The sequence below is a fragment of the Campylobacter sp. IFREMER_LSEM_CL2151 genome, assembly GCF_025771725.1.
Classification (GTDB): domain Bacteria; phylum Campylobacterota; class Campylobacteria; order Campylobacterales; family Campylobacteraceae; genus Campylobacter_D; species Campylobacter_D lari_C.
This window is the reverse complement of record NZ_JAKMQT010000001.1, coordinates 143,703-167,556: the sequence shown is the minus strand read 5'-3', so window position 1 is coordinate 167,556 and position 23,854 is coordinate 143,703. Positions and strand designations below refer to the sequence as shown.

The following is a 23,854-nucleotide window of genomic DNA, read 5'->3' as shown; positions in this document are numbered from 1 at the left end:
TCATTCCTTTGATAAAGCACTAATAGGATTTAAATTTGCTGCATTTTTTGCCGGAAAAAATCCAAAAACCACTCCGATTAAAACTGAACTTAAAAGCCCTAAAAATACTGAATTTAATGAAAGTATCATCGTAAAACCAAAATTTAAAGAATTAAATACTTCAATGATAATAAAAGAAAGCATTACTCCAAAAATAGCCCCCAAAGAACAAATCAACACAGCTTCGATTAAAAACTGCATTAAAATATCTTCTTTTCTAGCTCCAATAGCCATTCTAACTCCAATTTCCCTTGTACGCTCACTTACTGAAACAAGCATGATATTCATCACACCAATACCACCTACTATCAAAGATACCACCGCAATAGAAGAAATGAGTAAAGTTAAAGTAGCAGTATTTTCCTCAATAGCATTTTTAATCGCGTCAGAATTTATAGTGAAAAAATCTTTTTTTCCGCGTTTAATCTCTAAAATTTTTACCATAGCCTCCTCAGCTAAAGCAGGATTTACCTCATCTTTTACCTTAGTTACTATGGCTCTTATTTGTTTATCCCCTGTGATTTTATTCATCAAAGTAGAATAAGGAGTATAAATTTTAATAGTATTTTCATCAGCTCTAAAGCCTTTATTGTCTCTTTCTTTTTTTAAAACACCAACTATGGTTAAAGGCTGTTTGTTAAAAATCACGCTTTTACCTAAAACATCCTTAGCACTGATATTATCAAATAAAATTCTCAAAGCATTTTCATCTATAATGCAAATATTAGTATTATCTTTTATATCCTCATTATTAATAAACCTACCATCTACCATCACAAAACCTCTAAGTCTTAGATGATTTGGCCCTACTCCATAAATTCTAGCCTGCAAAGAATTATTCTTATAAGTTACTACCCCTATTTTGCCTACATCTGCTTCTACTGCTTCTAAATAAGGCAAAGAGCTTAAAGTTTTTAAATCACTTAAATTTAGTCTTGTTCTACCCGATCGAATATCTCCCAAGCCACGCCCTGAAACAACTTCTATGGTATTAGTCCCAATAGAGCTAATAGAAGCAAGTATATTTTGTTGGGCTCCAAGTCCTAAAGCAACCACGCAAACTACTGAAGCTATACCTATGATAATACCAAGCATAGTAAGCAAAGAACGTAGTTTGTGTGCTACAATGGAAGCTATGGACATTTTCAAACTTTCAAAGAGCTGATTTTTAAGCAAATTAAAGCTTTTTTTCTCTTTTGGCATTAACTTAGCTTTTATTTCATCTGCTTTTTTTGCACCACTATCGCTTATAATCTTACCATCTTTAATTTCTATAACTCTTTTTGCTCTAGCAGCTATTTCCCTATCATGAGTGACTAAAACTACGGTGTGTCCTTGCTCATTTAGTTTATTTAAAATTTCTAAAACTATCTTACCACTTTTAGAATCAAGCGCACCTGTTGGCTCATCTGCTAAAATAAGCTCACCACCATTCATCAAAGCTCTTGCTATGGAAACTCTTTGCTGTTGTCCCCCGCTTAGCTCATTTGGCTTTGATAATTCTTTATGATCAAGCTCTAAAAAAGAAAGTAATTCTTTAGCCTTTTGCGATCTTTCTTGTTTGTTTTTACCTGCATAAACAGCAGGTAAGGCTACATTATCTTTAGCATTTAAAAGACTAAGCAAATTATATCTTTGGAAAATAAAACCTATTTTTTCACGCCTAATCCTTGCTTTTTCATCCTTGCTTAAATTTGTAACTTCATATGCATCTAAAAAATATTTTCCACTACTTGGTTCATCAAGTGTTCCTATAATATTTAAAAGAGAGGTTTTCCCACTACCTGATTGCCCTATAATGGCTACAAATTCTCCCTTTTGAATATAAAGATTAATATTTTCTAAAATAGTTGTATTATTAATCTTTTTTTGTATATTTTCTAAGCGTATCATTTTTTATTTTTACCTATGATAACTAAATCGCCCTCATTAATACCATCTAAAATTTGAGTATTTAAACTATCTTTGATGCCTAATTTAACAGGTGTTTTTACACTTATATTATTGGCTTTTAAAATTTCTACATAATAACCACTTGTATCGCTTTTTATAGCTAAAGTTGGTATAACTAAAGTATTATTTTCTGTTTTAATAGCAATTTCATTTTCTGTACTCATACCTATGCGTAAAAAATTATTATCATTTTTTACAAAAACCCTTGCATAATAATACACAGCGCTAGTGCTAGTACTTGAGTTTGAGTTTAAATTTGTATTGCTTGTTGCATCACTTATGGTAGTATTTGCTGGATCTATACTTGAAATAGTTGCTTCATATTTTTTATCAGGCTCATTTAAAATGCTAAATTTTACCTTTTTTCCAACACTGATTTTATTAATATCAGCTTCAGCTATTTGCATACGAATTTCCATTTCACTTAAATCGGCCAAGCGCACTATACTTGGTGTATTTTGGTTTGCATTTACAGTTTGCCCCTCTTCAACTGCTACATTAATAATCTCACCCTTACTAGGTGCAGTTATAGTAGTATAAGCTAAATCTTTTTGAGCATTTTTTAAAGAAATTTCAAGTTGAGTAGTTTGAGCTTTTAAATCAGCCACATTTGCTCTTAGAGCATAAAAAGTATTTTTAAGATTTTCAAGATTTTCTAAGGAAGTAGCCTTTTTAGTATAAAGCTTTTGTTCTCTTTGGTATTGTTTAGTAGCTATATCAAGAGCGATTTTTTTACTTTCTAAATTTGCCTTTGCGCTTTCAAGTTGAGCTTTGGTAATATCTAAATCATTTTGTTGCTTATCTTTATCAATTTGTGCGATTAAATCACCCTCATTAACATGATCACCTAATTTTACATAAAGTTTAGTAATTTGCCCACTAACTTGTGCACCAACATCAACTTGGGTTTTTGCATAAACTTCGCCAATTGCTTCTATACTTTGAGTGATGTCTTGTTTTTTAACTTCATAAGTTAGATAATTATATTCTTCCTTATTTGCAAAAAAGAAAAAATACACCCCTATAATGAGTATAATCAAAAATATGCTTAAATAAATTATTTTTTTCATTTTAATCCTTTAAAAATCATATAATAAAACATTTGTATGAAGCAAAAATAAAATTGTAACAATAAAATATAATTTTAACAATTTTAAAGCTTATAAGATATAAGATAAATAAAAAAAGGAAAAATAATGCAAGATTATTTAAATTTAATGCAAAATCGCTCTTCTATTAGAGCTTACACCCAAGAAAAAATTTCTAAAGAGAATTTAGAATATATCTTAGAATGCGCTAGATTATCTCCTAGTTCCTTAGGACTTGAACCTTGGAAATTCTTAGTTTTTCAAAAAGATGAACATAAAAAAGAAATTGCTAAAATAGCTAATAATCAAAGCCATGTAGCAAATTGCGCTGCTATTATAGTTGTGATTTCAAGGGCTGATTTTAAAGATTATTTTGAAGAAAAACTAAAAAAGAGAGGTTTAAGCCAAGAAGAATTAAACAAACGCTTGCAAACTTATAAGCCATTTTTAGACGCAATGGATTTGGAACAAAGTTTTATTTATGCAAAAGAACAAAGTTATCTTGCTATTGCAAATATTATCAATGCTGCTTATAGTTTAAATTTGGGCTCATGTATTATCGGTGGCTTTGATAAAGATAAAATCAATCAATATTTAAATTTAGACACCACCAAACAAAGAGTATCTATGCTCGTTACTTTAGGACATACCCAAGAAAATACTAGCGTAGAAAAAGTTCGTTTTGCATTTGATGAAGTGGTAGAATTTAAAGATTAATCAAATATCAAAACTCCATTTAAATTTTATATAATAAAATAATATTTTTAAAATAAAATGGAGTTTTAAATGCAAGGAAATTTTTTAAAGATTTTTGGCGTATTGCCATTTTTAGCAGTAGCTTTTATTAACGCTTTTGTGGATTTAGGACACAAAATCATTATACAAAACACTATCTATAAATTTTATGAAGATAGCACCCAACTTTTTTTAACTGCTATTGTTAATGCTTTAATGCTTTTACCTTTTATCCTTATGCTTTCACCTTCTGGATTTTTAGCAGATAAATTTCCTAAAAATAAAATCATGAAAATATCTGCATTATTTTCAGTAATATTAACTTGTATTATTTGTTTGTGTTATTATATTGGAGCATTTTGGCTTGCTTTTGTAATGACTTTTATCATGGGAGTGCAATCTGCCTTATACTCTCCTGCAAAATATGGTTTTATAAAAGAATTAGTAGGAAAAGAGCTTTTAGCTATGGGAAATGGAGCAGTAAATGCAGTAAGTATTGTGGCTATTTTAGCCGGTATGGCAGTATTTTCTCTAAGCTTTGAAATGCTTTTTGAGCCAAATTTTAACACTCCTTCAGATATTTTAACGCAAATTGCGCCTTTGGGTTTTGTATTAATAGCTTTTGCTGTATTAGAACTTTTTTTAGCTTATAAACTTCCTAGCTTAAAAGAAGAAGATAAAAATTTAAGTTTTGATAAAAAACAATATTTCCAAGGAAAGCTTTTAACCTCTAATTTAAAAACAATATTTTCTCATAAAATCATTTGGCTTTGTATTGTAGGAATTTCACTTTTTTGGGCCATATCACAACTTTATTTAGTAAGTTTTCCTGTATATACAAAAAATGATCTTTTCATAGAAAATACCTTTTATGTACAATGCTCTTTAGCTTTTTCTGGTATAGGAGTGATTATAGGATCGCTTATTAGTGGTAAATTCTCTAAAAATTACATCGAATTAGGTCTTATACCACTAGGTGCTTTAGGGATTTTTCTAATGAGCATTTTAATGCCATTTTTAGAAAACTTACTAAGTTATAGTGTAGTGTTTTTTATTTTTGGTTTAAGCGGAGCATTTTTTATCATACCTTTAAATTCTCTAATACAATTTCATGCAAAAGAAAATGAATTAGGAAAAGTCTTAGCAGGAAATAATTTCATACAAAATATTTTTATGTTAGGCTTTTTAGCACTAGCTACTTTTGCTGCATATGCTAAAATTGAAGTGATAAATTTGTTTTATTTTATCATCGCTGTAGCATTTTTTGGAAGCATTTATGTGTTAAGTAAATTGCCTTTTTCTTTAGTGCGTTTATTAATGAGTATAGCGTTTTTTCAACGCTACCGTTTATTAGTAGAAGGTTTTGAAAATATTCCTGAAAAAGGTGGAGCATTATTGCTTGGCAATCATATATCTTTTATAGATTGGGCTATTGTACAAATGGCTATACCAAGAAAAATTTATTTTGTTATGGAAAAAAGCATTTATTCTAAGTGGTATATTAGAATTTTTCTTGATAAATTTGGAGTTATTCCTGTTTCAAGTGCTTCTAGCAAATCAAGCTTAGAGCTTATTGCTATGCATATTAAAAAAGGAAATTTAGTTTGTCTTTTCCCAGAAGGAGTACTCTCACGCCATGGACAGCTTAATGAATTTAAAGGCGGATTTGAGTTAGTTTGCTCAAAATTAGAAGAACAAGATGGAGTGATTTTGCCTTTTTATATTAGAGGACTTTGGGGAAGTGCTTTTTCAAGAAGTGATGAAGAATTTTCAGCAAGAAATCGTAAAATAAGCAAAAGAAAAATCGCTATTGCTTTTGGAAAAAGCTTGCCAATACACACTAAAAAAGAAGTGGTTAAAACAAAAGTTTTTGAACTTTCTTTTATTGCTTGGAAATCTCAATGTGAAAGTATGCATACTATAGCTAGAGCTTGGATAGATAGCGCTAAAAGAAATTTAAATCAAATAGCTATTGTTGATCCTTTAATAGGTGGTATTACCTATAGAAAAATGCTTGCTTTAAGTTTAGTTTTTAGCTCTTTCATAAAAAATAGATCGCATGAGTTAAATATACAACCTACCCAAGGAAGCTATGCTCCAAAAGAAGAATGCGTGGGAATTTTACTCCCTGCTTCTATGGCTAGTTCTCTTTGTAATCTAGCTGTATTACTTGCAAATAAAATCGTGGTAAATTTAAACTTCACAGCAGGCGTAAAAGCGATTAATCAAGCCATTCAAAGTTCTCAAATTCAACAAATTTATACCTCTAGAAAATTTATGGAAAAATTAGAAAATAAAGGTATAAAACTAGAATTTGAAGAGCATATTAGAATCATTTTTATGGAAGATATTATCGCAAACTTTAAAAGACAAAAACTCAAAATCTTTTCTATGCTTGCTTTAGTAAGTATCTTACCTACTTGTTTAATAAAAGCATTATTTGCGCCTAATAAACAAAACCTTGCCATAGCTGCTATATTATTTAGTAGTGGTAGCGAGGGAACACCTAAAGGAGTAATGCTAAATAATCGCAATATTTTAAGCAATATAGCTCAAATTTCAGATGTATTATGTGCAAAAAATGAAGATGTTGTCTTATCTTCTTTACCACCTTTTCATGCTTTTGGATTAACTGTAACTACTTTTATGCCTTTATTAGAAGGGATTAAAAGCATAACACATGCTGATCCAACAGATGCGCTAGGTGTAGCAAAAGCTATAGTAAAAAATAATGTTAGCATTATGTGTGCTACTTCAACTTTTCTAGGTATTTATGCAAGAAATAAAAAACTTGATGCGATTATGTTTGAAAGCTTAAGGATTATCGTTTCAGGTGCTGAAAAACTCAAAAGCGAAGTAAGAACTGCCTTTGAAATGAAATTTAAAAAACCTATTTTTGAAGGCTATGGAGCCACTGAAACCACTCCGGTTGCAAGTGTAAATTTACCGAATAAATTTGATCCTGATTATTGGATTTTACACCGTGCAAATAAAGAAGGTAGTGTAGGTATGCCTTTACCAGGAAGTGCTATACGCATAGTAGATCCATCTACTTATGAAAGTTTAAATCATGGAGAAGATGGATTAATACTCATTGGTGGCCATCAGGTTATGGTGGGTTATTTAAACAATAAAGAAAAAACCGATGAAGTTATCAAAGAAATCGATGGCATACGCTGGTATAATACCGGCGATAAAGGCCATGTAGATGAGGATGGCTTTTTATATATAGTAGATCGTTATTCTCGTTTTGCAAAAATTGGTGGGGAAATGATATCTTTAGGAGCTTTAGAAGAAGAAATTGCTAAATTTATCAATACAGATGTAGTAAAATTTTGCGCAGTTGCACTAGATGATGATAAAAAAGGTGAAATGGTATGCTTATTAGTAGAATGTCAAGAGCAAGACTTTGATGGAATTTGCGAAGCGATTAAAAACTCTACTATGCCTGCTATTTTTAAACCAAGTAAATATTTTAAAGTAGAACAAATTCCGCTTTTAGGTTCTGGTAAAGTGGATTTAAAAGGCGCTAAAGATTTAGCTAAAATTTTACAAACTCATTAAAATAAGCCTTTGGCTTATTTTAATTCTAAACTAATTTTATAGATAATTTCTTTCATACTTTTTTCTAATTTTTGTAATAGAATTTTCTATTTTATTTATCTTATACATAAGCTAGCCTTTTTTAAATTTTATTAATGAATTTTACTAAAGTTTTTATATTTCATTATCATTTTTTTGATACATTTACACATTAAAAATATTAAAAAGGGAAATAATGAAAATTTTTGATATGGTAGTTATTGGTGCTGGCCCTGCAGGTATTGCAGCGGGAGTAGAAGCTAAAATAAAAAATAAAGAAGTTATTGTTTTAGAAAAAGCTGATGCGATTTGTCAAACCTTAGTAAAATTTTACAAAGAAGGCAAAAGAGTAGATAAAGCTTATAAAGGTTGTGATAGCACAAATCACGGGCATATAAATTTTGAAGATGGAACTAGAGAAAGTACGATAGAAACTTTCCAAAATGCTATCAAAGAGCATAATCTTGAAGTAAAGCTTTCTAGTGAAGTTGAAAGTGTTAAAAAAGATGGAGAAAATTTCATCGTTAGCACTGCAAATGAAAATTATATTTGTAAAAATGCAGTTATTGCCATAGGTAGAATGGGTAAGCCAAATAAGCCAAGCTATACTTTACCTATAACTTTAACAAAAATCATCAATTTTAATGCAAATTCAGCAAGCCAAGGTGAAAAAATCTTAGTTGTAGGTGGTGGAAATTCAGCAGCAGAATATGCTATAGATTTAGCTAAAAATAATGATGTGACGCTTTGCTATAGAAGAGAAACTTTCTCAAGATTAAACGATATTAATCTAGAAGATATTCAAAAAGCTTTTGAACAAGGTAGTGTAAAAGCAAAACTTGGCATAGATATAACTAGCATTGAAGATGAAAGCGGTAAGGCTAAAGTAAATTTTACTAATGACACAAATGAAATTTATGATCGTATTATTTATGCTATTGGGGGTTCAACTCCACTTGATTTCTTACAAAAATGCTCTATAGAAGTTGATGAAAAAGGTGTGCCAAGCTTTGATGAAAATAAAGAGAGCAATGTAAAAGGATTATTCGTAGCAGGTGATATAGCGAGTAAAAACGGAGCTTCTATTGTAGTGGGTTTAAATGATTCATTTAAAATCTGCAATCATCTTTATAAATGCTAAAACTCTTTCAATACTCAAAAGGCTATCGTTATAATAATGATAGCCTTTTGCTTTTTGACTTTTTATCTAAAAATAATTTAAAAGGTAATATCCTTGATATAGGATGTGGTTGTGGAATTTTAGGACTTTTAATAAAGCAAAGATTTCCAAATTCAAATGTTTATCTACTAGATATCCAAGAGCAAAATATCAAACTAAGTTATAAAAATGCTAAAGAAAATAAACTTGAAATTCAAGGCATTTGTGAAGATTTTTTAAACTATAAAAGTGATATAAAATTTGATTTTTTGATCTCTAATCCTCCATTTTATAAAAAAAATACACAAAAAAGCCAAGATTTGCATTTATGTATATCAAGATATCAAGAATTTATGCCACTTGAGAAGATGTTTGTTAAAATAAATACTTTTATCAAGCCAAATGGTAGTTTTTTTATGTGTTATGAGGCAAGTTTTTTGGATGAAATTTGCGCTTATTTAAAACAATTTAAATTAAAACTAGTTTCACTTCAATGTGTTCATACTAATGCACAAACTAACGCAAGACTTGTTTTAATGCATATTAAAAAAAATAGCAAAAGTCCTTGCGCGATAATGCCTACACTTTTTATGTATGAAAATGATATTTTAAATCCAAAAATTAGTGAAATTTATGAAAATACAGGAACTATAAGCTATGATGTGTGAAAAAGGTTTTGATTATTCTTTTGATGAAAGTGCTTGTGAAAAATGCGGCGGGAAGTGTTGCACTGGAGAAAGTGGGTATATCTATGCTAGCAAAGAAGAACTAGAGGCTATTGCTAGTTTTTTAAATTTAAGCTTTGAAGCCTTTAAAGAGCAATACCTCATCAAAGTTGGGTTTAAATATAGCTTTAAAGAAACAAAGTATGAAAATGGCTATCGTTGTATTTTTTTTGATACAATGTATAAAAAATGTTTAATTTACAAGCATAGACCAAAACAATGCAGAACTTTTCCATTTTGGGAGTATTTTAAAACACACAAAGAGGAGTTAAAAAAAGAATGTATAGGAGTTTGCTTTCACTAATTATAGTTTTTATCCTAACAAGCCTTGCTTTAGCTAAAGGTGAAGATAAAATCCTACAAGCACTTATTTATGAAGAGCATGGGCAATTTCAAAAAGCATGTGATATTTATACAAATTTATTTCATGAAAACAATGAAAGTATTTATTTGCAAAAGGCTTTACTTTTAGCTTTAAGTGCTAATTTAAAACAAAAAGATGAGCTTTTAAAAGCTTCTAAAGACTTTTTAGAACACACAGCTATTGCAAGATTAAATGCTTTATATTTTTTTGAAATAGGAGATTATAAACAAGCTGAAGCTATACTTTATAAACTCATTAAAGAAGAACAAGATTATAGAAATTATGAAATATTAGGCGATATTTTTGCCAAAAAAGCTTTATATACTAAAGCTTTAGAGCAATACAATCTTGCTTATAAGCTTTTTGAGCATGAAAATTTATTACTTAAAATAGTTGAAATTAATATCAAAAATAAAAATATCAACCAAGCTAAAAAGGCCTTAGAAGAATTTGTAAAAAGTTCACAATGCACCCTTAAAACATGCACCCTACTTTTAAAAATTTATCAAGAACAAAAAGATCATAAAGCAAGTATTCAAACCCTTGAAAAGCTATATAAACTCAACAATGACATTAAATACATCTACGCTATGATAGAATTACTAGTACAAGAAAAAAATTATACTCAGGCTCTAAATTTAACCCAAAAATATAACATAGATCCTGATACTAAAATTTTCTTATATACACAAACAAAAGATTATAAAAAAGCTTACGAAATAGCTTTAAAACATTATGAACTTAGTAAAGATAAAAAATATCTTTCTATGGCAGGTGTTTTAGAATTTGAAATTCATATGGATCCTAAAAGTAAAAAAGTCACGGACCCAAAAATTCTAGCCTCTATCATGAAAAAATTTGAACAAAGCGTAGATGTGCGCAGTGATGCTTTATATCAAAACTACTATGGCTATGCTTTAATTGAATATGATATTGATATAGCCAAAGGTATGGAGCTAGTAGGCTGGGCGCTTGAACAAGAACCACAAAATCTTTATTATCTTGATTCTTTAGCTTGGGGGTATTATAAACTTAAAGATTGCAAAAAGGCTTATGAAATTTTGCAAAAAACACTGCATGATAAAGAATTTTCAAGCTCAGATGAAAGCAAAGAGCATTTAAAGGCTATTGAAAAATGTTTAAAACAATAGATTTAAAAAATCATTTTTCAAAAACACAAAAAATTCTTGAAAGTAAAAAAGAAATTTTTCCTTATGATATGTTAGGTAGAAGTCTAGCTTCTAATGCCTTTTATCCTAAAGATATTTATACACTTTTACTTGAAGGAAAACTTTCACATTTTTTATATTCTAAAGATTTAAATTTTAATCATGAAAATTTCGATGCCATCATCTTACCAACAAGTCCTTTGCTTAATCAAGATATACAAAATTTAAGTCTTTTTAGACGCTATCATGAAAAACCTATTGTGCAATTTGATTTTATTTTTGATGAATATCAAATTTTAGAAAGCTTAGTATATGGGGCTGATGCGTTTATTGTATTTCCTAAAATGCTAAAAACCATGCAACTAAAAAAACTTTATAATTTTGCAATACATCTTGGTTTGGAAGCCATTTTTTACCTTGAAAGCAAAAGTGACCTTAATAATGCTATTTTAGCTGGAGCTAGAATTTTTTTACTAGAAGATGAAAAGCTATTACCTTTGATACCAAAAAATAAAGCTCTTATAAGTAAAAATATTAAAAATCTACATGCTTGCATAAAGGAGAATTGATGGAGTATTTATACGCACCTTGGAGGGATGTTTATTTTAACAATAAAGATAAAAATTTTTGCCCTTTTTGTCATTGTAAGCATGAACTTAATGAAGATGAAAAACTTGGGGTGATTTTTAGAGCTAAAGAATGTTTTGGCATTATGAATAAATACCCTTATAGTCCGGGTCATTTTATGATTATCCCTTATGAGCATTTAGAAAATATAGAAGATTTAAGTGATGATACATGGCTAGAAATTAGCCATTTTGTGCGTATTGGAGTTAAAATTTTAAAAGAAAACTTTCACGCTAAGGGTGTTAATATAGGTATGAATTTAGGCAGTGCAGCAGGAGCTGGCATAGCACCACATTGTCATTATCATTTAATCCCAAGATGGCAAGGCGATACAAATTTTATCACCACCATAGGACAAACTAGAGTTTGCGGGAGTGATTTAGAAAAAGTTTATACCACCTTATGTAAAGCTTTTAAAGACTATGTATAAAGAAGTTGATTTTGAAAATTTTTTAAAATTTAATTTTGATCTTTTAATTGATGCAAGAAGTCCCAAAGAATACAAACTTGCTCATATAAAATCTGCGCAAAATTACTACGCACTCAATGATAATGAATTTGAAGAAATAGGCACGCTTTATAAGAAAAACAAAGGCTTAGCTAAAGCAAAAGGTGCAAGTTATATTTGTAAAAATATGAGCGAGCATATTAATAAAATTTATCAAAATTATAAAATAGGCTCTTTGGTGGGAATTTATTGTGCAAGGGGTGGTAAAAGATCAAAAGCTATTGCTTTAATCTTGGCTGAACTTGGTTATAGGGTTGCAAGATTAGAGGGTGGATATAAAGCTTATAGAAGTTATGTGAGTGAGTTTTTTAGAAAAGATTTAAATATTAAGTTTTTATGCCTTTGTGGTAATACAGCAAGTGGTAAAAGTGATTTAATCCAAACTTTAGATAATGCTTTAAATTTAGAAAAACTTGCTAATCATCAAGGATCAAGTTTTGGTAAAATTTATGGAGAACAACCAAGCCAAAAAGCTTTTGAAGATGAATTGTTTTATTTTTTAAAAGATTATACTTATAAAACTTGTTTTATAGAAGCTGAAAGCAGACAAATTGGAAATTTAACTATCCCGCTAAATTTATACAATAGCATGCAAAAAGCTAAGAAAATTTGGTGTGAGTGTGATATGAATTTACGTGTTCAAAGAGTTTTGAAAAACTATACTCCAATGGATAAAAAAGTATTTTATCAATGTGTTGAAAAAATATCACCTTATATCAGCAAGGATTTTAAGCTAAAACTTTGTCAAAATTATGAAGAAAACAATTTAGAACTTTGTGTAAAAATGCTTTTTGAATATTATGATAAAGTATATAAAAAACCTTCAAAAATTGATTATTTTATCAATAGTTCTAATTTAGATGAAGCTAAAAAACATCTTATGAGTTTAAACTCATAAGATTGTATTTACAAAGATAATGAAAATAATACTTGAAAGAATTCCAGCAACTGGTAAGGTAATCACCCATGCTAAACCAATAGGTTTCATCATAGCCCATTTGGCATCTTTATTAAATACCCCTATACCTAAAATAGCACCGATTAAAATATGGGTTGAGCTAACTGGAATTCCAAGTTGGGTAGCTAAAAGTATAACAATACTTGCACCAAGTTCAGCACTAAAGCCTGTTGTTGGTTTAATTTCAGCAAGTTTTGAACCCACAGTTTGAATAACTTCTTTACCTAAAAACCAAAGCCCAATAACCAAAGCTATACCAAACATAAGCATTACAGCAAAAGGCACTGGTGAGCTAGGATTAATGGTGTTGTTTTTAAGTACATCTAAAATAGCAGCAAATGGCCCAAGAGCGTTAGCTATATCATTAGCCCCATGTGAAAAAGCAAAACTTGAAGCAGTAAAAATTTGAAACCACGAAAAAATCTTTTCTATGGTCTTATTAACCTGAGTTTTTTTCATCAGCCTCACGACTGCTAAAGTAACAATATAAGCAAAAATAGAAATAATCGAAACTATCCATAAATTTTGCATTACATCTAAAGTAGAAACATTATTTAAACCCTTAAATAAAAACATAGAAGCAATAGTCAATGCACCTACACCTGCTATTAAAGGAACGTGAAATTTCATTCTTGAGAAAACATCTATGTTTTTTTCTTTTTCTTTTAATTCTTTGATTTTTAACTTATATTCACTTCTTTTTTCATCATCATCTAAAACAATAGCACTAAGTTCTTTGATTTGCTCTTCTTGGCTTTTGTTTTTTAAATTTTTAAAATATTCTTCTTTAAAAGCCTTTTTTTCTTTTTTGATTTCTTTTACTACAAGAGTTATTTCTTCTGATGGCTTTAGGATTTTTTTATAAATATAAGCATAAATTAAATACGCCACAAGCCCGCCAAGCAAAGGCGAAATAACCCAACTCATAGCTATTTTATAAATACCATTCCAATTTACCATAGATAATGCTTGATCTTGATCAAAAAATACAAAGCCCATAGCAATACTTGAACCTACAATACCTCCTATAATACTATGAGTAGTAGAAACTGGAAGTCCTTTTTTAGTCGCTACAAAAAGCCAAATTCCTGAACTTAATAAAGCTGAGAGCATTACGCATACAAATACCATAGGATTAATTCCATCAGGTAAAACTACTATACCACTTCTTATAGTATTTGTTACTTCTCCTCCTGCAAACACAGCCCCGCTTAATTCAAATACCGCTGCAATAATCAAAGCTTGTTTTATAGTAACTGTTTTAGCTCCCACGCTAGTACCAAATGAATTTGCTACATCATTACCACCAACATTAAAGGCCATGAAAATACCAAATACACTAGCAAGGATAAATAATATCATAGAATTATTAGGAATATAATTATATCCCCAAACAAAAAAGCATAAAACACTCACAATAAAAATAAAAAATGCAATAGCATTATCTTTACTCAAGCATTCTCCTTAAGAATTTATTTTAATGAATTAATTTTAGTAACTTTTACTTAGTTTTTTCTTTGATCTTTAAAAATTGCAAAGCAGATTTCACTGCTTGCATATAACTTTGTAAATTAATTTTTTCATTTTTATAAGCCCTATCATAAGCTGTACCATGATCAACGCTAGTGCGAATTATAGGTAAATTTAAACTTACATTAATACTTTTTTCAAAATACAAAGCCTTTAAAGGAGCTAAGCCTACATCATGGTACATACTCACTAAATACTTGCATTTACTTAACGCAAAAGGGGTAAAAGCGCTATCAGCCACCAAAGGCTCACTTAAATAAGTATTTTCCTTACAAGAAAGTTCTTTTTCTTTTTGACTTAAAAAATCTTCATTTTCTAAAATTTGTAAATTTAACGCGTGATCTTTTAAAAATACATTTGCCATTCTTATAGCTTTTTTTATTTCCTGCTCTTCTTCTCCGCCTATTACGCCATTATCACTTGCATGAGGGTTAAAACTCAAAACTCCAATTTTTTCAAATAAAGTGCATTGATAAAAATTAATTAAAAATTGCGCAAGTTTAAAAGCCTTAATCTCTTTATAAACATCTCTTAAAGCCATATGCTCAGTATATAAAGCCACAAAAAGCTCATCACACCCTAACATCATAATAGCATCTTGTTTGAAAAAATCTCTTAGTGCCTCAGTATGACCTTTATAACTCACTCCCCCCATTTGCCAAGTCTTTTTATTAATCGGTAAAGTTACCAAAGCATCTAAAAACAAATGCGTGCAATAACTAGCTCCTTCAAAACTTAAAAAAGAATAAACCCCACTTTTAGCGTCTAAATTCGCAGGATTTAACTCAAAATCAAAATCAATAATTTTACTAGCTTGATATGAAAACTCATAAATTAAAAAATTTTCTTTTTCTTCTTTAAAAGCAAAATGTAGTTTTAAAGCATTAGAAATTTCTACTAAATTGATTTTAGATTTAGGATTTATTTTCAAAAGCTTACTTGCTTTTTGAAATAATTCATAATGTACAAAATAATATGGCTCACAAATTTTTACTAGCTCATCATGACAAGATAATAAAATTTGCATACCTATACCATTTAAATCTCCTATGCTAATAGCAATTTTTTTCATCTTTTAATCAAAGCTTTCATTTGCAATATAGCTTTTTCTAAGCCCACAAAAACCGATCTTGCTACTATACTTTGGCCTATATTTAACTCTTCTATTTCTAAAATATCTACGATATTTTTTACATTTTTATAATTAAGCCCATGACCAGCTGCTACTCTTAAATTTAAACTCTTAGCCAAACTTGCACTTTGTCTTAATCTTTGGAGTTCATTTTCTAAAAGCTTTTTGAGTTCATTTTTACTTAAAATTAATTCAGGCAATGCATAAGAAGTTTGATTGATATTGGTATATAGTGCATTATGAATATTAGCATACAAGCCTGTATGAAGCTCTATAAAATCAGCATTTAAAGAAGATGATTTTTTGATATCTTCTAAATTTGGATCAATAAATAAAGAAACTTCGATTTGCTCTTGTTTTAAAGCATTAATGGCTTCTTGTAATTTTTCATTATCTAAATTTAAACCGCCTTCTGTTGTGAGTTCTTGTCTTTTTTCAGGTACTAAAGTAACGCGCGAGGGTTTGTATTTTAAAGCATATTCTATCATATCAATAGAGCATTCTAAATTCACTACACACTTGCAATATTTTAAGATATTTTCTAAATCAAACTCATTAGCATGGCGACGATCTTCTCTTACATGGATAGTGATTTGATCAGCTAAATTTGCACTCAAAAACGCAGCTTCAAGCAAATCAGGATCATTTACTTTTCTAGCTTCTCTTAAAACTGCTATATGATCGATATTAACCCCTAAAAGCATAAGTTTTCCTTATAAGTTTTTTGCTATTATACTTTAAATTTTTTAAGGAGAGCTAGTGCTAGGTATTGATATGGGTTCAAATACATTAAGAGCTGTTTTAATGGATGAGAATTTTAATAAATTAAAAAGCGAAGAATTTATTATAGGGGCAGCTAAAAATATGCAAAATGACATCATTAGTGATGAAGCCATAGAAAGAATTTTTAACGCTTTAAAAATCTTAAAAGAAAAAAATTATGATTTAAGTCAAGCCAAAGCAGTCGCCACAGCTGCTTTTAGAAAAGCAAAAAATACTGAGTTTATTTTTGAAAAAATTCAAAAAGAATTTAAACTTGATATAAAATTAATCGATGCAAAAACCGAAGCAAAACTAAGCATTTTAGGTATGCAAGAGCGTCTTAAAGCTCTTAAACTTTTTAGAAAAGACTTAAACTATTGTGATTTAGGCGGTGCTTCTTGTGAAATTTCAAATGAAAAGTTTAGTAAAAGTTATGATTTTGGAATTATTAGTTTTTATGAAAGAATGCATTTTAAAGCCATAAAACCAAGTGCTTATGTAAGATTTTTTAAAAAATACCCGCAAAATCTTACACGTATTAAAGATAAAAAATTAAAATTTCATCTAAGCCCCTATCCTACGCATTTAAAACAACTTGCCTTAAAAGCATTTAATCTTAGTAAAGATATAAAATTAAAAGGAAATTTTTTCATATTAAATTCAGGAGTACCCACCACACTTTGTGCTTATAAACAAAACATAAAATACAAAGATTACCTAGAAGAAAGTGTAAATGGTAAAATACTCAAACGTAAAGATTTTTTTGATTTTGCATTAAAAATTTGGAATTTAGAACAAGAAAAAGCTAAAATTTATCTTGGAGAAAATAGAAAAAAATACCTCATAGCAGGCTCAATGATACTTTTTGCTTTATTTGATAAGCAAAAGCTCATTGTGATTGATGATGGTGTTAGAGAAGGTGTGTGTATAGCACATTTTAAAAATATCAAATTTTAAAGGAGAAAAAATGAGTTTAAAAGATCAAATTTTAGAAGATATCAAAGAAGCTATGCGTAATAAAGATGATTTTAAAAGAAACACTTTAAGAACTCTTAATGCTAGCTTTAAACAAATAGAAGTTGATGAGAGAATTGCGCTTAGTGATGAAAGAATATACAAAATCATTGCAAGCGAGATTAAAAAACGAAATGAAGCAGCTTTGGCTTTTTCTAAAGGCTCTAGAGAAGATTTAGCACAAAAAGAACTCCAAGAAGTAGCTATTTTAAGTGCTTATTTACCAAAACAACTTAGCGATGAGGAATTAGAAAGTGAGCTAAAAAAACTTATAGATAAATTACAAATTAGCTCTTTAAAAGAACAAGGTATTTTGATGAAAGAAGCTAAAGCAGCTTTTGGCGCAAGCGTTGATGGTAAAAGACTTAATGAAATGGTAAGAAAGCTTTTAGCATGAAAAAAGTTTTAACACTTTGCGCCTTAGCTTTAAGCTCTTTTGCTTATACTCAATATGAATTGCATCCTAGTTTTAAGTCATATTTTAAAGAATGCTCTTTATTGATGGATAAATATTATTATATTAATTGTTATGATTATAATTATAAAGGCACTAAGGCAATTGCTTATAAACTAGAAGCTAAAATTTTAAATCAAGGGCACATCAAAAAACGCCCAAGATTTCAAGAAGATACAAATATACCTAAAAAATACAGAACTTATTGGGAGGATTATCTAAGAAGTGGTTATACAAGAGGGCATGTCGTACCAAATCAATCCATGAATGCAACCCCACAAGCCCAACTTAGTACTTTTTTAATGAGCAATATCACTCCGCAAAAAAAAGATATTAATGCAGAAATTTGGAATGAAATCGAACAAAGAGAAAGATATTTAGCAAAGAAAAATAAAGAATTGGAAGTCTTAAATTTAGTACTTTATGATGATAAGCCAAAACGCATTAAAAACAACATAGCCATTCCTAGTTTTTATATCAAAATTCTTAAGGCTAAAAATTTCACTGAATGTTATAAAGTGCCAAATAATGATAATTTTGCAAGATTTAATAGAAATTATTTTAAGGAAGATTGTAAAAAATATATTGATTAAACTAGAAGCAACAAGGCTTCTAGTTTAATTTTTACTCAACTTCAGCATCAATTACATCATCATCTTTTTTCTTTTGAGCGTTTGGTTCTTCTTTTTTATACATATTTTCTGCTAATTTATGAGAAACTTCACTTAAAGCTTTCATTTTGCCTTCGATTTCTTCTTTAGAAGCATTAGCATTTTTCAATGTCTCTTTTAACTCATCTAAAGCTTTTTGAATATTTGCTTTATCATCATCGCCTACTTTATCTCCAAGCTCACTTAAAGATTTTTCTACTTGATGCACCAAACTATCAGCGGCATTTCTAGCTTCTACTGCTTCTTTGCGTTTTCTATCTTCTTCTTTGTGAAGCTCTGCATCTTTTACCATATTGTTGATTTCTTCTTCACTTAGTCCGCTTGAGCCTGTGATTTTAATCTCTTGAGCTTTACCTGTAGCTTTATCTTTTGCACTAACTGTTAAAATACCATTTGCATCAATATCAAAAGTTACTTCAATTTGTGGCATACCGCGAGGCGCTGGTGGAATTCCTTCAAGATTGAAATTTCCTAAAGATTTATTATCACGGCTAAATTCTCTCTCACCTTGTAAAACATTGATAGTAACTGCGCTTTGATTATCTTCAGCAGTTGAGAAAACTTGTTCTTTTTTAGTTGGTATAGTTGTACCTTTTTCAATGATTTTAGTCATCACACCACCTAAAGTTTCAATACCCAAAGAAAGCGGAGTAACATCAAGCAATAATACATCTTTAACATCACCTTTAATAACCGCACCTTGAATTGCCGCACCTATTGCAACAACTTCATCAGGATTTACTGATTTATTAAGCTCTTTTCCAAAGGCTTTTTTAACTTCTTCTTGTACCAGTGGAACACGGGTAGAACCACCCACCATAACGATTTCTTTTACTTCGCTTTTATCAAGCCCTGCATCTTTTACTACTTCGTTAATTTTGCTAATAGTTTCAGCAACTAAACCATCAATCATACTTTCAAATTTAGCTCTTGTTAGAGTTTTAGTTAAGTGTTTTGGACCACTTGCATCAGCTGTGATAAATGGTAAATTAATATTAGTTTCATTAGCTGAACTTAATTCTTTTTTAGCATTTTCAGCTGCTTCTTTTAATCTTTGTAAAGCCATTACATCGTTTTTAAGATCAATACCTGTTTCATCTTTAAACTCATTTGCTAAAAAGTCGATTAACTTATTATCAAAATCATCGCCACCTAAAAATGCATTACCACCGGTTGCTAAAACTTCTACAACATTATCACCTGTTTCAAGCACAGTAACATCAAATGTACCACCACCTAAATCATAAACTACAATTTTTTCACTTTCTTTTTTATCAAGTCCATACGCCAAAGCTGCTGCAGTTGGTTCATTGATAATTCTTAATACATTTAATCCTGCAATTTGCCCTGCTTCTTTTGTAGCTTTTCTTTGTGCATCATTAAAATACGCTGGAACAGTAATAACCGCATCTTCTACTTTCTCACCCAAGAAAGCTTCTGCATCTTCTTTTAATTTCATTAAAACTTTTGCTGAAATTTCTTGTGGAGTATAAATTTTACCTGCTATTTCAATCGCACAAGCCCCATTTCTCTCTGTGATATGATAAGGTAAGCGATTTTTAGCTTCTTTTGCTGCTTCTTCATTGATCATTAAACCCATAATTCTTTTTATAGAATAAATAGTTTTTTCAGGATTAGTAACCGCTTGACGCTTAGCGCTATCTCCAACTAAAACTTCACCTTTATCTGTAAAAGCAACTACCGAAGGAGTAGTATTTTTACCTTCTTTATTTGGGATAACTTTACTCTCACCTCTTTCATACACACTCACACAAGAATTTGTTGTACCTAAATCTATACCTATAACTTTTGCCATTTTTTATCCTTTTTATTAAATTTTATTTTGCAACACTAACTTTTGCTGATCTAATCACTCTATCATTCATCATATAGCCCTTTTGTAAAAGCTGGACAATATGATTGCTTTCATGATCAGCGCTTTCAACATGAAACATCGCTTCATGCAAATTTGGATCAAACTCACCATTTGCTTCTATAACTTTAACCATATGTTTTTCAAGTTTTTTCAAAAGCAAGTCTAAAGTGTTTTGAACCCCTTCTTTGATTTTCAAACTTATTTCATCATTAGCTTCTACATTAATAGCCGCCTCTAATGCATCAACTACATCAAGCAAATCTTTTGCAAAACTTTCATTTGCATAAATTGTTGCTGAAATTTTTTCTTTTTCCATTCTTTTTTTGATATTTTCAAATTCAGCATTTGCTCTTAAATAAGTATCTTTTAACTCATTATACTCTGCTTGAAGTTTTTCTAATTCATTGTTTTGACTTTCTGAATTTTCCACTGCTTCTTCTTGCATTTGTTCATTTTGCTTTTCTTCGCTCACGCAGCCTCCTTTATAATATTTAACATTGTTTTAAAATCAGAATACACACTACCGGCAAAAACCACATTAGATTCTTTACCTAAAAATGTACTCTTAAGCTTTAACCCCATAAAACCCTCTTCAAATAAAGGATCAAATTGCAATTTATCATTAAAATAAAATCCAATTTGAGGAGATAAAAGCTTAGCAAATTCATCATTTTGATAAATTTGATAAGCTTTACTCTCATTATATCTATAATAAACCATAGCTTCTTTTAGCATAGTTATTTTTTCCAATAACTCTTTAAACTCAACTCTAAAAGCTAAATTTTCAATACTTTTTAGATCAAGTCCTATAAGTCTTTGTAAGAAAATTAAACTATCTTGACTAAATCTTAAAACCAACTCATTTTGTCCAAAATCAAGTATGATAAATTTATCATTAACCTTAGTAATATCTTGTAAAATAAGCTCATCACCACCATAAACTAAGGTATAAATTTCAAACTTATCAAGCAAAAACTCTAACAATGCAAGATCATTAATTACAATCTCATTTTCGCAAAGTTGCTCATACCAATAAGTTTTCATAGCACTAAAAGTTGGTATGCGACCACTGCTAATATGAAGTTGTGTTAATACACCTTCATCACTTAATTTTTTAAAATAAACTCTTATAGTAGAAGCAGGTATGCTAACTTTATGATTTAACTCATTAGAACCTACAGGATTATTACCCTCTAGATAGGTCTCAATGATGGTTTTTAAAATTAAATCTTTTTTGCTATAAGACTTCACCATAAAACCTTATTTTTTATTTTAGCACTCAATGTTTTTAAGTGACAAAATAATTATACAACTTTAGTATAATAATGTCAAGTTATTTTTAAATAAAAATATTTAAAATTATTTAGTCTATATAACTAAAGTTTATTTAGCCATTTATATATAATATATAAAAATTTCTTTTTCAGTTTTTTTAAAAGAAAAGATAATATAATTGCGTCTAGCAATATTTTTTAAAAGGTTTATAATAATGAAAAATCTTACTTTAAGAGAAAAGCAAGATCTTGAAGCTTATGTGTTTTCCAATATAGAAAGAAAAAAAATGGCTTTGAGTAGAATTTTAAAATTATATTATTTAAGATTTTTTAGATTAGTTTTTTAATTTATATTTTCTCATACCCTCTTTTGTGAAGGATAAATCTTTAAAATCAGGGGATGAGATTAACTCCATGCAAGTTTTATCCAAATTTTCCATTCCGCTTACTTGCATACTAGCTTGCAAATTTTCATCTAAATACAAATCAAAAACTACACAAGCTTGATTATTAACCTTATAAAGAATTTTTCCACCTTTTTTCTCATCTAGTTTATATGCTTGTAATTTATCATTTTTACTCATTTTCTTAATTTCATTTGCGAAAGATTTATGTAAGGTATAATAAATCATAAAATCACGCATAATATTTTTAATATCAGCAATTTCTTTTCTTAGTTTTGATAAATCTTTAGCATATAAACTTATAAATTGCGTATTTAAGTATTCATTTAGACTTTTTTCATTTAAATTTTCACACAGTGGATAAATTTTAACCACGAAAGCCTTATTTTTAGCAAGCACTATATCCACACAAGCTTGTTTGTTTTGTTTGTATTCTAAAAATAAAGCTTGACTTGAGCTTAAATTTAGCGTGTTTTGTTTATTGTAAGCAAAATCACTTAGATCCTCATAAATATTTGCATAAGAAAAAATTCCCGCAAAAAGCAATAATAAAATTTTCATTCAAATAAATCTTTATGATGATTTTTTAAGTACTCTACTACTTCTAAGATCTCATCAACTCCTTCTTTTTGAGTATTTTGACAAACCTCATCAATACAATCAATATAAAGTCCAATTGCTTTTTCTAATTTTGCTCTTTTTACCCCAGCAAACAAAAGCATTGCCTCTAAAACTATGCTTAATTCATATTGTAAATTTTCTATTTCTTCTTTAAAATCATGATTTGTTTTCATTATTTTCCTTTAATTCTTTGCTTTTAATTAAATCTACAAATTGTGCTTTTATGAAATCATAATTAGAGCTATCTTTATACGCAGCAAACAATCCACCGCTAGCATTTTTATGCCCTCCCCCATTGACCAAACTTTTAGCCATCAAACTCACATCGATTTTATTATTTGCTCTAAAACTTAAGGTTTTTCTCGAACTAAGATCAACAAAAAAATCAAAATCAGGATTTTGCATTAAAAAATCATTTCCAATTACGGAAGTATTGCCTATATTTGAAGTTAATAAACCTTTACTTCCTTTATAAAATACACTAAATTTTTCTTTATTTACACTTAGTCTTTCTACCACAAATTTTGAAATTAAATTGCTTAAGGTATCATCATTTTCTTTTTTAAAAAAAGATTTTTTTAAGCCATGCAAATCATCATCTAAATTAATATGAGCATTTTTTTGATGAATGTATTTTCTACAAACATCAAAAAGATAAAAAAGATATTTGATATTTTCTTGTGCAAACATTACCCTATTGATTTCTTTTGCTCCAGAAACCATACCAAGCAGTACTTTTCCAAGTTCAAAATTCTCATCTTCACTCAACCAAATATCTACTGCATTTACCACATCTACAAATTCTGACAAAGCCTTATTTTCACCATAACATTTACTAAAAAAATCATAAACAATCTTAGTGGCACATCTTTTATCATCTAAAAAATACCAAGGATATTTTTGCATACATTCTAAGCCACTTTGATGATGATCTAAAAGTAAAAGTTTGATTTTTTTACCTTCTATAGCTTTTTGAAAATCTTCACATTGACTTAAAGTTAAATTTAAATCCGTGATTAAAATCACAAATTCTTCATTAGGATTTTGCTTTAAATCTTCCTCTATATTTTTAAAAATCACATTAAAATTTTCATTAATCTCTTTACCATAATTAGAATTATAAAAATAACAATTCTTAAAATAAAAATCTAGCACATACTGACAAGCATAACCATCTAAATCGGTATGTGAAAGATGATAAATTTTCAT

General features: G+C 29.1%; 24 protein-coding genes. 13 read left to right on the top strand and 11 right to left on the bottom strand.

The features are described from left to right. Both L8V82_RS00870 and L8V82_RS00865 read right to left on the bottom strand, forming a co-directional pair. Positions 1 to 1,932: an ABC transporter permease gene (locus tag L8V82_RS00870; RefSeq protein WP_263723668.1), complete on the bottom strand. Its 1,932-nt coding sequence runs from the start codon at positions 1,930 to 1,932 to the stop codon at positions 1 to 3. Next, entirely contained in the window at positions 1,929 to 3,062 is a 1,134-nt protein-coding gene (locus tag L8V82_RS00865) for an efflux RND transporter periplasmic adaptor subunit (protein WP_263723667.1), read from the bottom strand. Before L8V82_RS00865 ends, L8V82_RS00870 begins: the two co-directional genes overlap by 4 nt. Positions 3,063 to 3,188: 126 nt before the next feature. Here L8V82_RS00865 and L8V82_RS00860 point away from each other — a divergent pair, with 126 nt between their 5' ends. The 9 genes from L8V82_RS00860 (at position 3,189) to mnmH (ending at position 12,847) form a co-directional block, all read left to right on the top strand. Beyond that, the gene (locus L8V82_RS00860) at positions 3,189 to 3,797 is read left to right on the top strand and encodes an NAD(P)H-dependent oxidoreductase (RefSeq protein WP_263723666.1); all 609 of its coding nucleotides are present in this window, start codon (positions 3,189 to 3,191) and stop codon (positions 3,795 to 3,797) included. A 69-nt stretch (positions 3,798 to 3,866) separates the two neighbouring features. Then, the gene (locus L8V82_RS00855; protein ID WP_263723665.1) at positions 3,867 to 7,379 is read left to right on the top strand and encodes an acyl-[ACP]--phospholipid O-acyltransferase; all 3,513 of its coding nucleotides are present in this window, start codon (positions 3,867 to 3,869) and stop codon (positions 7,377 to 7,379) included. A 214-nt stretch (positions 7,380 to 7,593) separates the two neighbouring features. Beyond that, on the top strand, positions 7,594 to 8,538 hold the full coding sequence (locus tag L8V82_RS00850; RefSeq protein ID WP_263723664.1) for an NAD(P)-binding domain-containing protein: 945 nt from the start codon (positions 7,594 to 7,596) through the stop codon (positions 8,536 to 8,538). Further along, positions 8,532 to 9,224, top strand: coding sequence for a tRNA1(Val) (adenine(37)-N6)-methyltransferase (locus tag L8V82_RS00845; RefSeq protein ID WP_263723663.1), 693 nt, complete (start codon positions 8,532 to 8,534; stop codon positions 9,222 to 9,224). Before L8V82_RS00850 ends, L8V82_RS00845 begins: the two co-directional genes overlap by 7 nt. Further along, a complete protein-coding gene (locus L8V82_RS00840) occupies positions 9,214 to 9,585 on the top strand; it encodes a YkgJ family cysteine cluster protein (protein ID WP_263723662.1) in 372 nt (123 codons plus the stop codon). Before L8V82_RS00845 ends, L8V82_RS00840 begins: the two co-directional genes overlap by 11 nt. Then, positions 9,561 to 10,796 (top strand): tetratricopeptide repeat protein, encoded by a 1,236-nt coding sequence (locus L8V82_RS00835; protein ID WP_263723661.1) that lies wholly within the window; start codon positions 9,561 to 9,563, stop codon positions 10,794 to 10,796. Before L8V82_RS00840 ends, L8V82_RS00835 begins: the two co-directional genes overlap by 25 nt. After that, positions 10,781 to 11,383, top strand: a complete 603-nt coding sequence (locus L8V82_RS00830; RefSeq protein ID WP_263674550.1) for an indole-3-glycerol-phosphate synthase TrpC — start codon at positions 10,781 to 10,783, stop codon at positions 11,381 to 11,383. The genes L8V82_RS00835 and L8V82_RS00830 overlap by 16 nt, the downstream gene beginning before the upstream one ends. Next, positions 11,383 to 11,871 (top strand): HIT family protein, encoded by a 489-nt coding sequence (locus L8V82_RS00825; protein ID WP_257396669.1) that lies wholly within the window; start codon positions 11,383 to 11,385, stop codon positions 11,869 to 11,871. The genes L8V82_RS00830 and L8V82_RS00825 overlap by 1 nt, the downstream gene beginning before the upstream one ends. Then, positions 11,864 to 12,847, top strand: coding sequence for a tRNA 2-selenouridine(34) synthase MnmH (mnmH, locus tag L8V82_RS00820; RefSeq protein ID WP_263723659.1), 984 nt, complete (start codon positions 11,864 to 11,866; stop codon positions 12,845 to 12,847). The genes L8V82_RS00825 and mnmH overlap by 8 nt, the downstream gene beginning before the upstream one ends. On the opposite strand, the gene L8V82_RS00815 is transcribed toward mnmH, so the two are convergent. From L8V82_RS00815 to L8V82_RS00805, 3 genes are read right to left on the bottom strand one after another with little or no spacing between them, the layout of a single operon-like run. Next, entirely contained in the window at positions 12,842 to 14,362 is a 1,521-nt protein-coding gene (locus tag L8V82_RS00815; RefSeq protein ID WP_039628409.1) for an inorganic phosphate transporter, read from the bottom strand. The two genes, mnmH and L8V82_RS00815, sit on opposite strands and share 6 nt — an antisense overlap. Before the next feature lie 46 nt (positions 14,363 to 14,408). After that, positions 14,409 to 15,509 (bottom strand): 4-hydroxythreonine-4-phosphate dehydrogenase, encoded by a 1,101-nt coding sequence (gene pdxA, locus L8V82_RS00810; RefSeq protein WP_263723658.1) that lies wholly within the window; start codon positions 15,507 to 15,509, stop codon positions 14,409 to 14,411. After that, positions 15,506 to 16,273 (bottom strand): pyridoxine 5'-phosphate synthase, encoded by a 768-nt coding sequence (locus L8V82_RS00805; RefSeq protein ID WP_263693364.1) that lies wholly within the window; start codon positions 16,271 to 16,273, stop codon positions 15,506 to 15,508. Before L8V82_RS00805 ends, pdxA begins: the two co-directional genes overlap by 4 nt. Before the next feature lie 55 nt (positions 16,274 to 16,328). On the opposite strand from L8V82_RS00805, the gene L8V82_RS00800 reads away from it, so the two are divergent. From L8V82_RS00800 to L8V82_RS00790, 3 genes are read left to right on the top strand one after another with little or no spacing between them, the layout of a single operon-like run. Beyond that, on the top strand, positions 16,329 to 17,288 hold the full coding sequence (locus L8V82_RS00800; protein WP_263723657.1) for a Ppx/GppA family phosphatase: 960 nt from the start codon (positions 16,329 to 16,331) through the stop codon (positions 17,286 to 17,288). 10 nt (positions 17,289 to 17,298) lie between these two features. Next, positions 17,299 to 17,742 carry a GatB/YqeY domain-containing protein gene (locus L8V82_RS00795; RefSeq protein ID WP_263723656.1) on the top strand — a complete coding sequence of 148 codons (444 nt, stop codon included), beginning with the start codon at positions 17,299 to 17,301 and terminating at the stop codon, positions 17,740 to 17,742. Continuing rightward, on the top strand, positions 17,739 to 18,392 hold the full coding sequence (locus L8V82_RS00790; RefSeq protein ID WP_263723655.1) for a DNA/RNA non-specific endonuclease: 654 nt from the start codon (positions 17,739 to 17,741) through the stop codon (positions 18,390 to 18,392). Before L8V82_RS00795 ends, L8V82_RS00790 begins: the two co-directional genes overlap by 4 nt. A 31-nt stretch (positions 18,393 to 18,423) precedes the next feature. On the opposite strand, the gene dnaK is transcribed toward L8V82_RS00790, so the two are convergent. From dnaK to L8V82_RS00775, 3 genes are read right to left on the bottom strand one after another with little or no spacing between them, the layout of a single operon-like run. After that, positions 18,424 to 20,286 (bottom strand): molecular chaperone DnaK, encoded by a 1,863-nt coding sequence (dnaK, locus tag L8V82_RS00785; RefSeq protein WP_114640400.1) that lies wholly within the window; start codon positions 20,284 to 20,286, stop codon positions 18,424 to 18,426. 22 nt (positions 20,287 to 20,308) lie between these two features. Continuing rightward, the gene (gene grpE, locus L8V82_RS00780) at positions 20,309 to 20,818 is read right to left on the bottom strand and encodes a nucleotide exchange factor GrpE (RefSeq protein ID WP_263723654.1); all 510 of its coding nucleotides are present in this window, start codon (positions 20,816 to 20,818) and stop codon (positions 20,309 to 20,311) included. Then, positions 20,815 to 21,597: an HrcA family transcriptional regulator gene (locus tag L8V82_RS00775; protein ID WP_263723653.1), complete on the bottom strand. Its 783-nt coding sequence runs from the start codon at positions 21,595 to 21,597 to the stop codon at positions 20,815 to 20,817. Before L8V82_RS00775 ends, grpE begins: the two co-directional genes overlap by 4 nt. Positions 21,598 to 21,835: 238 nt before the next feature. On the opposite strand from L8V82_RS00775, the gene L8V82_RS00770 reads away from it, so the two are divergent. After that, a complete protein-coding gene (locus L8V82_RS00770; protein ID WP_256374638.1) occupies positions 21,836 to 21,967 on the top strand; it encodes a hypothetical protein in 132 nt (43 codons plus the stop codon). Here L8V82_RS00770 and L8V82_RS00765 read toward each other — a convergent pair. From L8V82_RS00765 to L8V82_RS00755, 3 genes are read right to left on the bottom strand one after another with little or no spacing between them, the layout of a single operon-like run. After that, positions 21,956 to 22,585 (bottom strand): hypothetical protein, encoded by a 630-nt coding sequence (locus tag L8V82_RS00765; RefSeq protein WP_263723652.1) that lies wholly within the window; start codon positions 22,583 to 22,585, stop codon positions 21,956 to 21,958. The genes L8V82_RS00770 and L8V82_RS00765 overlap by 12 nt on opposite strands. Continuing rightward, positions 22,582 to 22,818, bottom strand: a complete 237-nt coding sequence (locus L8V82_RS00760; RefSeq protein ID WP_039626390.1) for a hypothetical protein — start codon at positions 22,816 to 22,818, stop codon at positions 22,582 to 22,584. Before L8V82_RS00760 ends, L8V82_RS00765 begins: the two co-directional genes overlap by 4 nt. Then, entirely contained in the window at positions 22,802 to 23,854 is a 1,053-nt protein-coding gene (locus L8V82_RS00755; protein WP_039618500.1) for a DHH family phosphoesterase, read from the bottom strand. Before L8V82_RS00755 ends, L8V82_RS00760 begins: the two co-directional genes overlap by 17 nt.